Origin of the sequence: Alteribacillus sp. JSM 102045 (genome assembly GCF_041949975.1) — a bacterium.
Lineage (GTDB): Bacteria > Bacillota > Bacilli > Bacillales > Marinococcaceae > Alteribacillus.
On sequence record NZ_JBHFQG010000017.1, the window covers coordinates 1 to 11,443 of the forward strand.

An 11,443-nucleotide genomic window follows, 5' to 3' on the forward strand; every position below is an offset into this window, starting at 1 on the left:
TATGAAAGTACGCTGGAAGAAGCAAAAAAGATCGAAAAGGTAAAGGAATTTCGCACCTATATCCTTCGAAATTGGAGCCGGATTTTTGACTGGCGAGAAAAGGTAAAAAATCCGCCGGGAGGAGCAAGGAGCCTGGGAGCCATGGAATCCAATCAGCGTCATGTCTCCTTTCGAATGAAAAAAAGAGGCATGCATTGGAGTGCTAAGGGCGGTGAATCCATGGTAAAAATCAAGCAAGGGATATGCAATCAAACGCTTCGGGAAGCTTATCTTAAGCATCAACCTAGAAGTACAAGGCAGCAGCGAGAACTCAGAAAGATCGTGCGCATGACAGAGCATTTGCGCCAGCCTACGCATCCTTCCATTGGGGTAAAAGAAGGATCTGTGGCTCTGTACACCGCCCATTCCACCGCCATGGGAAAGTTAATGAAAAGCTTTCAATGATACCTCCATTTTTTCGGAAGCTTCGAAAGAAGGTTCCGAAAAAGTGGAGGCCACCAAGCGAAGCGCGGTAGCTGGTTTTAAAGCGTACAAAAATAGAGTGCTAAAAATAGTGGTGTTATAACCATGTCGAGAAAAACTTGACGCATACAATATGAGTTTATACTATTGACATAGTGTTAATCCATGTAATATACTAAAAACACATTGTTGGAACAATGATTAGGGAGTCCCCCTCCCCCTCATAGTTCATTTTTCAATACGATTTACTCCCCTTAAAGATCTCCCTCCCCCGGGAGATCTTTTTTCTTATGGTTAAATATATTATCCCTTTTTTTGCTGCCTACATAAAAAATCCCTAAAGTATAGTGAAATAGAAAGCAGCTTTAACTATGAACCGTTTCTATTTATGTATACATTAGGGAAGGACCATCTTCAATACGTTTCTTTTTTGTTTCTTATTCTCATTAATGTTCAGTATATCCTTATTTTACTTAAAATCCATTTAGAAAAGGGTTGCTGTCCATTTCAGCTCCAATTGTAGTGGTAGGTCCGTGACCGCATGCTACTTGAGTGTTTTCAGGGAGGTCAATAAGTTTATCGTGAATAGAATTTAGTAATTCTTGATGGCTGCCTCCAGGAAGGTCTGTTCGGCCGATACTTCCTGAAAATAACACATCTCCAGAAAAAATCGTCTCGCTCTCCGAATGATAAAAGCTCACGCTGCCAGGTGAATGTCCTGGAGTTTCGAACATTTCAAATGAAAACGAGCCAATGGAGAGTTTGCCTTCTCGATTAATGTGGTGATCCGCTTGCTCTGATGTAATGAACTCATCTCCCATAAAAAGAGCAGAACCGTTTTTATGCGGGTCCGTTAACCAATCTTTTTCTTTTTCATGGAGGTATACTTCAATATTATATAATTGTCTTATTTCACTCACCGCTCCTATATGGTCAAAGTGAGCATGAGTTAACAGAATCGCTAACGGTTTCAATTCATTTTCTTGCAGCCATTTTTTTAAAATAGGTGCATCGCCGCCCGGGTCAAATATAACTGCATCTTTTTCATTATCATACAAAACGTAACAATTTGTCTGTAAAGGACCTAATGGTATCTGCTTCCAATTCATAAATATTCCCCCATTTTCTTCTAAGTTTGATGATACTATTATATCAGTGAGTGTATAAGAGTTAAAATTTTTAATGCATGTATTTTTAAAAAAGGGTATAATAAAAATGAATTCTGTCTAATCCAATTAATATAGTTAAAATGAGGAACCAATACATAAAGGGGGGAGTGCTCCATGGCTCTTGGTGTTATGATGCTAGTCGTTGCTATTCTTTGCGGAATAGCCACAATCCGTGAAATTAAAAGAAGAAACTTTTTTGCAGTAGGCTTCGCAGGGATTTCCTTTTTAGTCTTCGGATGGTTCTCAATAATGACCATATTTATAAGCGGAGCGCCAGAGGTATAAAATGCACGGAGAATAAAAAACGAGGTACCATTAAATGGGCCTCGTTTTTTATTTATTTGTTAACAAAAGAAGAATTTCCTACATAAAAAAGCCCTGAATTTATAATGTCTACTGCTATCCTCGGTTTGTACCTTTCCATAATCGCAGTTTTCTCCTGTATATATTCTTCATCTGGTTGAGAAGAAGACCGGTAATAAGCATCCAAAATTCTGATTTCTTCTTCCATTCTATGGTAAGCTTTATCTGCCCATTCTTTAGGCTCATGAAGAATATTATTTTCAATATGTCGTTTAATACGCTGCATACCGCTGTTAACCTGGATAAGTGAATGCATGGGAAAGGTTTGGGCCGGAATAACATTATTTAATTTCTTATGACTAACACGCTCCATCATTTCATTAACAATTTGACCGTGTATTAATTGAAGTCCGAATGATTGTATAATGTCTTTTCTCTGATAAGATATATAAGATATTTTTACATTAACAACAAGCCATGGGAACAAAGGTGACGGCTTTTGTCCTTCTTTGTTTTCTTCGTATAGAATGGTCCAATTCCCAAGGTTTTTGGCAGATTGAAAAATTTGATGCAAACGCGGCGATCCAAAGTGTAGGTATTCCGCTTTTTCGTTTTTTTCTTTTTCTCCATCCGTAATAAAGGTTAGTGTCATGGGCTGCGGAATGCCGCCTGTTTTTTTTATATACTGCCAGTAAAAAGGCCGGTTCATTAATAATTGATCTAACTCTTCTGTAAGCTGTACTTTAAGTCGTTTGTTATCATTTGTAATGATGTCTGCACCGTTAGCTTGAAAGTACCGCTGAATAAATTGATGGAGAACTTTTTGTTCCATAACAGGACACCTTCTCTTTAATTAGATTGCTGCATTAATTCAGAAAGGTGATGCAGTTTTAACTCGATCTCTTTTTCTGAATCAGAAGAATGAAGTGCATCTGTAATATATCCTTCAAATGACGAATAAGAAGTAGAAGCTAAAATAGTATCTAATTCGCCAATAACATTTTCAAACAGTTTAATTTTTTCATATAACAAAGAAAGTATGTGTTCTTCGACCGTATTTTTAACAGCGAAATTATAAACCTCCACGTCTTTTGTTTGACCGAGCCGGTGCAGGCGGCCTATTCTTTGTTCTAATCGCATAGGATTCCAAGGCAGGTCATAATTTATAATGGTGCTGCTAAATTGCAGATTAATTCCTTCACCGGCAGCCTCCGTAGCAATCATTACTTTAGCCCGGTCTTTAAAAAGCTGCTGCATCCATTCTTTTTTACTTCTTTTAAAGCCTCCACGAAAAGGAACAGAAATAATTCCGTGCTGACGTAAAAACCATTGTAAATAAATCTGTGTTGCTCGATATTCGGTAAATATAACCACTTTTTCATTTGTTTGCTGAATGATTTCCAAAGCTTTTTCAGCTTTACTGTTAGAAGAAATATTTTGCAAAAAGGAGATAAGCTGTTCAAATAGCGGATGAGAAATTTCTTCTTGATCATATAAATTTTTTAACGTCAAATAAGCAGCTTCTTTACTGCTGCAAGATTCTCTTAACAATGTGGTGGCAGTAAAGCCATGAATAGCATTTTCCTGGTTATTTTTTAATTGAAACAGCGTATCATAAAATAACCTTTCTTCTTGACTAAAATCTATATAGGTTGAATAAACATTTCGCTTGGTCCATGTAAGGCCAGTTTGATCCCTGCGATTTCTAACCATTATTTTTTGAACAATATGTTTAACAGCTTCCTGTCCTTTTTCTTTAAAAAGTGTTTTGAATTCTTGAACACTACCGAGAAGGCCGGGTTTTAATAAATTTATTAAATGATATAGCTCTCCGGGATTATTCTGGACTGGAGTTGCAGTTAACATCAGGCAAAATTTCTTTTGTAAAAGCCGTGCAAATTCATAGTTTTTCGTTTTAGGGTTTTTTAATTTATGTGCTTCGTCAAAAATAATCATGTCGTATTCTTGTTGAAGAACAATATCTCTGTGCGGCGGGCGCTTTGCTGTGTCAATGGATGCTACGATTATATCAGCTTCTTCCCATAAATAAGCTTTCCTTTGCGTGATCGCTGGGATGTAAAATTTCTCGTTCATCTCTTTTGCCCATTGACCTGTTAAAGAGGCTGGCGCAAGAATCAGTACTTTTTTTACTAAACCGCGGACCATGTATTCTTTTAAAATGAGACCAGCCTCAATGGTTTTTCCTAATCCAACTTCATCTGCAAGAATAGCTTTACCATCCATTTCTTCGATCACTCGTTTTGCGGTTTTTTCCTGATGAGGAAATAACTCAAGAGCAGATAAGTGCTTTTGACACAACAATCCATCGAATGAAGGGGTCGAAGTCCATTGTTCGGATTCATAAGCTAAAGAAAATTGTTCCCATGAAGAAATCAGACGATTTTCATAGTTTTTGTCTTTCGGAAGATTCCATTCCGAAAGAAAGCTTATTTCTGGCTCCATAATGTTCGCCCCTTTGCAGAAAATAGATTGTCAAGTTTTAAGCCTCATGATAGAATAAAAAATAAAAAAAGCAGTATGATTAGTATGGTTCAATTTTGAAAATTTTTATTCATGAAAAGTGAAAAACTCGATTGTTTAAAGGAAAATATTAAAGTAAAGCGGATGATGGCAAAGGGAGAGATCGTTTTATACGGCGCCGAAGGAGCAAGCTGTTATGCAGTGAATCTCTCAGGCAAAAAGACTTTTGCCTGACGCATCTCTGGAGAGAGCTCTGAAAGAGCCACCCACGAAGACATTCTCCTCTTTGGAGAAGAAACTTTCTGGTTGTAGGACAGAGGAACCTTTTATAAAGGGGTTCCTCTATTTTTTTACTTCAGAATCCTTGTTAGCAAATTGCCGTATTCTAAATGAATTCTACGCAGCTGAGGCTTTGATTTAAAAGAGTGTTAATACAGGTCTCATAATTAGTCAGGGTGGTTCTAAGTATTAAAATGAATTTTCTAAAGAAATTTGAATTTCTGAAAAAAGAAGGGCGGTTTGAAGATGAGCAAATTAAAACGTACTACCTTATATCCTTTGTACACGGAATGGGGGGCTAAAACAGTTAATTTTGGGGGCTGGGAGCTGCCTGTACAGTTCACAAGCATTAAAGAAGAGCATCGTGCTGTCCGAGAGAGGGCTGGTTTATTTGATGTCAGTCATATGGGAGAAGCTGAGGTAAAAGGAAGAGGCGCTTTCGAATTCCTGCAATCTGTTATTACAAATGACATGACTAAACTTGAATCAGGAAAAGCTCTTTATACCCTGCTTTGTAATGAAAAAGGCGGTACGGTAGATGATCTATTGATATATCAGCTTGCCGAGAATGATTATTTGCTGGTGCTAAACGCTGCTAATACCGAAAAAGATATTAATTGGTTTAAGCAGCATGCTGGAGAATCAGAGATCATTAACGATGTTTCCTCCTCGTTTGCTCAACTAGCTGTTCAAGGACCAAAAGCTGAACAAATTGTGCAAAGACTAACAAATGAGGATTTAGCACAAATTGGGTTTTTCCGCTTTCACAATAATGTGGATCTTAATGGAATAAACGCGCTTGTCTCTAGAACTGGTTATACCGGGGAAGATGGTTTTGAAATATACTGCAGTGCCGAAAAAGCTCCTTCATTATGGAAGGCAATTTTAAATGCAGGTGAGCCGCATGGGTTGATACCATGTGGACTGGGGGCTCGGGACACACTGCGCTTTGAAGCTCGTCTGCCTCTTTACAGCCAGGAAATAGATGAAACAATCAGCCCTTTAGAGGCAGGCCTTGGGTTTGCTGTGAAATTACAAAAAAATAGTGATTTTATAGGTAAAGAAGCGTTAAAAAAAGAGAAAGAATCGGGAGTCAAACGTAAACTAGCCGGAATTGAAATGGTGGAAAAAGGGATACCTCGAACAGGTTATGAAGTGTTAAATAAAAATGGCATGACCATTGGATATGTTACATCGGGCACGCAATCTCCAACTTTAGACAAAAATGTGGGTCTTGTCCTTATTGAAACTCCATATGCCGAATTGGACACAGAGCTTTATATAAAAATCCGCAACAAAACGGTAAAAGCGGTCGTAGTTCCTGTACCTTTTTATAAAAAGGCTTAAAAAAGGAGGCTAAAACGTTGAATTTTTGTTATTTGCCAATGACAGAAGAAGATAAACAAGAAATGCTAGATTACGTGGGAGTTAAAAGTACGGATGATTTTTTTACCGACATACCAGAAAAAATTCGTTCTCAGAAAGAAATGAATTTAGCTCCTCCTGTTTCCGAATCCGCTCTTATAAAAGAATTTCAAGAATTAAGCAGCCAAAACGATAACATAAAAGCTTATCCATCTTTTTTAGGGGCTGGTGTTTATGATCACTATATCCCGAGTATTGTTGATCATGTAATAAGCAGGTCTGAATTTTATACAGCTTATACACCTTACCAGCCGGAGATATCTCAGGGAGAACTTCAAGCAATTTTTGAATTTCAGACGATGATCTGTGAAATAACGGGAATGGAAATTGCAAATTCTTCTATGTATGACGGAGGTACTGCTTTAGCAGAAGCAGCTTTAGTTGCTGCAACACAAAGCAAAATGAAAAGAACTAAAATATTGGTATCAGAAGGTGTTCATCCAGAAGCGCTGGATGTCCTTAAAACCTATGCCAGCGGTCCAGATTTAACCGTGGAACAAATACCGCTTTTTAAAGGACAAACAGATGTTCAAGCTTTAAAAGAGGCCATCGATGAAAACACGGCGGGAGTCATTGTACAATACCCAAATTTTTATGGCTCGATAGAAAATTTAAGAGAGATTGAACATGTAGTACATCAGTATAAATCCTTATTTATCGTGTCAAGCAATCCGCTGGCTCTTGGAGTTCTAGCCCCGCCTGGTGAATTTGGTGCTGATATCGTTGTGGGGGACGCCCAGCCTTTTGGTATTCCGTCACAAATGGGCGGGCCTCATTGTGGTTATTTTGCAGCTGCCAAAAAATTAATGAGAAAAGTACCTGGCAGGTTAGTCGGACAAACAGTGGACGAAGATGGCCGGCGGGGATTTGTTTTAACACTCCAAGCTAGAGAACAGCATATTCGTCGAGATAAAGCTACTTCTAATATTTGCTCCAATCAAGCTTTAAACGCATTGGCAGCTTCTGTAGCGATGAGTGTTCTTGGCAGGAAAGGGCTAAAACAAATGGCTGTGCAGAATGTTAAAAATACTTTTTATTTGAAAGACAAACTAAAAAAAGCAGGCATTAGTATTATAGATGATCAGCCAGTGTTTAATGAGTTTGTTGTCGATTTAAACACTGCAGTTTCGGATGTGAATAAAAAACTGCGCAAACGAGGAATTATTGGGGGGTATGATCTTTCTGCTGTTCATTCCAATAAAAGCGGACAAATGCTTGTTTGCGTCACTGAACTTAGAACAAAAGAAGAAATCGAACAATTTGTAAAAGAATTGGAGGAGGCGTTGTAAATGCAGACTCAAGAGCAGGAACTCATTTTTGAAATGAGCAGACCTGGACGCACGGGTTACTCACTCCCTGAAGATGAACTGACTGAAATGAATGTAGAACATTTACTTCCAGCAGATTATATACGGACGAATGAGCCTGAACTTCCAGAAGTATCAGAACTTCAAATTATGAGACATTACACAGCGCTATCTTCAAGAAATCATGGCGTAGATTCAGGTTTTTATCCCCTAGGTTCATGTACGATGAAGTATAACCCAAAAATTAATGAAGACATTGCTCGTATGCATGGTTTTCTTCATATTCATCCATACCAGCCCGAAGAACAGGTGCAGGGAGCTATGAAATTGATGTATGAGCTTCAAGAATCTCTTGCCGAAATTACGGGAATGGATCAAGTCACTTTGCAGCCTGCAGCTGGTGCTCAAGGAGAATGGACCGGTTTGATGATGATCAGGTCTTTTCATGAAGCTAACGGAGATATCCATCGAAACAAAGTTATTGTACCAGATTCCGCACACGGAACGAACCCCGCTTCCGCAGCGGTGGCAGGTTTTGAATCGGTAACCGTTCGAACAAATGAAAGAGGTTTGGTTGATTTAGAACATTTAAAAGAAGTTACGGGAGATGATACTGCAGCGCTTATGTTAACAAACCCTAATACCCTGGGATTGTTTGAAAAAGATATAATTGAAATGGCTTCTATTATTCATGATGCTGGAGGTAAATTGTATTATGATGGTGCAAATTCAAATGCGATTCTCGGTATTACAAGGCCAGGGGACATGGGTTTTGACGTTGTCCATTTAAATTTGCATAAAACATTTACAGGTCCTCATGGAGGAGGCGGTCCAGGGAGCGGTCCAGTCGGAGTGAAAAAAGACCTCGTGCCGTTTTTGCCTAAACCGATTTTAGTGAAAAGAGAAGCGGATTATTCATGGGATTACGACCGGCCGAAATCAATCGGCAGAGTCAAACCGTATTACGGGAATTTCGGCATCAATGTAAGAGCCTATGCCTACATTAGAACGATGGGAGCAGAGGGCTTAAAAAAAGTCTCGGAGTATGCGGTGTTAAATGCAAATTATTTGATGAGACGGCTGCAGCAATATTTTGAGTTACCATATGATCGTCATTGTAAGCATGAGTTTGTTTTGTCTGGAAAACGTCAAAAGAAACTAGGGGTGAGAACCCTTGACATGGCTAAACGACTTCTTGATTTTGGGTATCATCCTCCAACCATTTATTTTCCAATCAATATAGAGGAATGTATGATGGTTGAGCCAACAGAAACAGAATCAAAAGAAACCCTTGATCAATTTGCAGATGCATTGCTACAAATCGCTCAGGAAGCAGAAGCGGAACCAGAAACTGTTCAGGAAGCCCCTCATACGACTGTCATAAAACGACTGGACGAAACAACGGCTGCACGGAAGCCTATTCTTAAGTATGAGAAAACAAGCTAGTAATAATGGATTTCCAAATATTTAAAGACTCCGTTCCAAAGACCATTGGAACGGAGTCTTTTTTATTTTTTAATTTTTCCTGTCCATTTTTTAAAGCCTTTTTTTAAATGGAAAATATTTTCAGTTTCCCGCTCTTTTTTTATAATTCTGGCGGCCTGGCGGCTTCTTGTGCCTGATTGGCAATAAAGGTATACAGGCTGGTCGGGCCGAATTTCATTGGAACGCTGCTTCAACTGAGATAATGGGATATTTCTTGCACCAAGTATGTGTCCGCCGTCGTACTCACGCGGTTCACGAACATCAATTAATTGGGCTTTGCGATACCCTTTTATAAATTCATCTTGAGTCAATTCCGTTAAAAATTTTGGATTTACAAAACGCCGTACAATCATGATAACGAGAACGGCTGTTAATATCCCCCATAATATCCAAGTAATCATTTAATCTCCCACTCCTTTATTAGGCTACATGATGTATTATAATAATGATTGTGTCAGTAAGCAAAGCCTTTTCATGTGAACTTCTTAAAAATCATCAAACTTTTGTTTTTTTCAAAGGTTTGGTAGACTATTTTTGCACTAGAAACGAGATATTATATATTTGTTTATAAATATTCCAGCTTACAGGTATTTTTGTTAGGAGAAGGAAGAAAGGTGGAGGTTATGAATAAAGAAAAATGGTATTTTATAGACTCGGGTAATTGTTCACCTGCTTATAATATGGCAATGGATGAAATGCTCTTGAATTGGCACAGCAAGGGGGAGATCCCTCCGATAGTACGATTTTATGGTTGGAGCCCACCTACTCTTTCTGTCGGTTATTTTCAAAAAGTACATAAAGAAATAGATCTAGAGGCGGTTCATAAACATGGATTAGGTTTTGTAAGAAGGCCAACTGGCGGGCGCGGAGTACTTCACGACCAGGAGTTAACATACAGTGTTATCGTGTCAGAAGATCATCCACAAATGCCGGCGACGGTTACTGAAGCTTATCGAGTAATATCAGAAGGTATTTTACAAGGGTTTCGGTATGTTGGACTCGATGCCTACTTTTCTGTTCCGCGAACGAAAGAAGAAGAAAATGAATTGAAGAACCCGCGGTCTGCTGTTTGTTTTGATGCTCCTTCATGGTATGAACTTGTAGTGGAAGGAAGAAAAATAGCAGGCAGTGCTCAAACAAGACAGAAAGGAGTTATTTTGCAGCACGGTTCCATTATTTTGGATATTGATGAGGATAAATTATTTGACCTTTTTAAATATCCAAGTGACCGGGTAAGACAAAGAATGCAAAACGCATTTAAAAATAAAGCTGTAGCGATTAACGAGCTAAAGAGTACACCAGTTACTTTGCAGGAAGTATCCGATGCGTTTCACAAAGGGTTTGCAGACGGGTTGAATGTGAATTGGGAGCCTTATCAATTAAATGATAAAGAAGAGAGTGAAGTATGGGAGCTTGCAAAAACCAAATATGAATTAGAAGAATGGAATTTTCGCCGTTAAAGGAGGGGAGCGGTTCCGCAATGATATGAGGAACCGCTGTTATATGTCTTAAGACAGGAAACAATTATGCTGATGTTTGTTCTTTAAAAGCTTGCTGCAGTTTTCGGGTAACAGTTCCGGGCTGCAGTGAGATTTCTATCGAACCTTTTATATTCACTACCGGAACAATTTCTAATGTAGTACTTGTTACAAATATTTCATCAGCATCCATGATTTCTTCTAGAGAGAAAGCTTCTTCATAAACAGGGAATCTTTCATTTTTTGCAAGGTTTACTACATTTTGTCTTGTAATGCCATTTAATATTAAATGATTAGCAGGGTGAGTATAAATCACTCCTTTTTTCACCATGAATATGTTAGTTGAAGATCCTTCTGTCACAGTGTGACCTCGATGCTGTAATGCTTCTTCACAATGGTTGTCTTCTGCTTTTCTTTTGGCTAGAACGTTGCCTAAAAGATTAATGGTTTTTATATCGCAGCGCAGCCACCGTATATCTTCGGCGGCCCATAGAGAAATTCCGCTTTTTTGTTTATCAGCTGGTACTTCTGCTTCTTTTGTAAAAGCAGTAATAACAGGGCAGATATCACGTGAATATAAATGGTCTCTAACTTGTTCTCCTCTTGTCATTTGAATGTAAGCATAACCATTGTTTATTTCATTTTTTTGAAGAAGAAGTCTTGTATTCTCTTTTATCTCGTTTATGGAGAAAGGAAGAGACATATCTAATTCTTGTGCGCTTCTTAAAAAACGTTCAAAATGCTCATGGAATAAAAACGGCTGTCCGTTGTAAACCTGGATGACTTCATATATTCCGTCACCGAAATAGTAGCCTCTGTCATCGAAATGAATAAAGGCTTCTTGTCGTGGCACTATTTTATCTTTTAACCATACATATTCCAAAAATATAAGCCTCCTTTGAATTGGATTTATATAACAACCTTCCACCCTAAACTTTAACATACAATAAAACAGGTAACAGAAAATATAATGATAAGATATTTTAATTAGCTGAGCGACACTATTTTGGAAGCTGTCAAAAATATCAAGATAGAAATTAATTTAAATAATGAG

At 38.2% G+C, this 11,443-nt stretch carries 11 protein-coding genes and 1 riboswitch; of the genes, 6 read left to right on the plus strand and 5 right to left on the minus strand.

Features of this window, described 5'->3' with window-relative positions:
• The coding region (locus ACE1TI_RS12225; protein ID WP_375007857.1) for a UPF0236 family transposase-like protein at positions 1–444 on the plus strand (444 nt) is incomplete at its 5' end.
• A gap of 491 nt (positions 445–935) precedes the next feature.
• Here ACE1TI_RS12225 and ACE1TI_RS12230 read toward each other — a convergent pair.
• On the minus strand, positions 936–1,571 hold the full coding sequence (locus ACE1TI_RS12230) for an MBL fold metallo-hydrolase (RefSeq protein ID WP_375007858.1): 636 nt from the start codon (positions 1,569–1,571) through the stop codon (positions 936–938).
• Between the two features lie 174 nt (positions 1,572–1,745).
• Here ACE1TI_RS12230 and ACE1TI_RS12235 point away from each other — a divergent pair, with 174 nt between their 5' ends.
• Positions 1,746–1,916, plus strand: a complete 171-nt coding sequence (locus ACE1TI_RS12235; RefSeq protein WP_375007859.1) for a DUF2759 domain-containing protein — start codon at positions 1,746–1,748, stop codon at positions 1,914–1,916.
• A gap of 52 nt (positions 1,917–1,968) precedes the next feature.
• Here the strand turns inward: ACE1TI_RS12235 and ACE1TI_RS12240 are convergent, their stop codons facing one another.
• Together ACE1TI_RS12240 and ACE1TI_RS12245 are read right to left on the minus strand one after the other, a co-directional pair.
• Positions 1,969–2,766, minus strand: a complete 798-nt coding sequence (locus ACE1TI_RS12240; protein ID WP_375007860.1) for a YqhG family protein — start codon at positions 2,764–2,766, stop codon at positions 1,969–1,971.
• A 17-nt stretch (positions 2,767–2,783) separates the two neighbouring features.
• Positions 2,784–4,397, minus strand: a complete 1,614-nt coding sequence (locus ACE1TI_RS12245; RefSeq protein WP_375007861.1) for a DEAD/DEAH box helicase — start codon at positions 4,395–4,397, stop codon at positions 2,784–2,786.
• Positions 4,398–4,559: 162 nt separating this feature from the next.
• Positions 4,560–4,651, plus strand: a riboswitch (glycine riboswitch).
• 289 nt (positions 4,652–4,940) lie between these two features.
• On the opposite strand from ACE1TI_RS12245, the gene gcvT reads away from it, so the two are divergent.
• Genes gcvT through gcvPB form a run of 3 tightly spaced genes read left to right on the plus strand, consistent with a single transcriptional unit; the run spans position 4,941 to position 8,872 of the window.
• On the plus strand, positions 4,941–6,041 hold the full coding sequence (gene gcvT, locus ACE1TI_RS12250) for a glycine cleavage system aminomethyltransferase GcvT (RefSeq protein WP_375007862.1): 1,101 nt from the start codon (positions 4,941–4,943) through the stop codon (positions 6,039–6,041).
• Between the two features lie 38 nt (positions 6,042–6,079).
• Positions 6,080–7,408, plus strand: a complete 1,329-nt coding sequence (gcvPA, locus tag ACE1TI_RS12255; protein ID WP_375007934.1) for an aminomethyl-transferring glycine dehydrogenase subunit GcvPA — start codon at positions 6,080–6,082, stop codon at positions 7,406–7,408.
• Entirely contained in the window at positions 7,409–8,872 is a 1,464-nt protein-coding gene (gene gcvPB, locus ACE1TI_RS12260; protein ID WP_375007863.1) for an aminomethyl-transferring glycine dehydrogenase subunit GcvPB, read from the plus strand.
• 62 nt (positions 8,873–8,934) lie between these two features.
• Here gcvPB and ACE1TI_RS12265 read toward each other — a convergent pair whose 3' ends face one another.
• The gene (locus tag ACE1TI_RS12265) at positions 8,935–9,312 is read right to left on the minus strand and encodes a rhodanese-like domain-containing protein (RefSeq protein ID WP_375007864.1); all 378 of its coding nucleotides are present in this window, start codon (positions 9,310–9,312) and stop codon (positions 8,935–8,937) included.
• Between the two features lie 222 nt (positions 9,313–9,534).
• On the opposite strand from ACE1TI_RS12265, the gene ACE1TI_RS12270 reads away from it, so the two are divergent.
• Complete coding sequence (locus ACE1TI_RS12270) at positions 9,535–10,371, plus strand: lipoate--protein ligase family protein (protein ID WP_375007865.1); 837 nt, start codon at positions 9,535–9,537, stop codon at positions 10,369–10,371.
• A 64-nt stretch (positions 10,372–10,435) separates the two neighbouring features.
• On the opposite strand, the gene dat is transcribed toward ACE1TI_RS12270, so the two are convergent.
• A complete protein-coding gene (gene dat / locus ACE1TI_RS12275; RefSeq protein ID WP_375007866.1) occupies positions 10,436–11,272 on the minus strand; it encodes a D-amino-acid transaminase in 837 nt (278 codons plus the stop codon).
• Between the last annotated feature and the right edge of the window lie 171 nt (positions 11,273–11,443).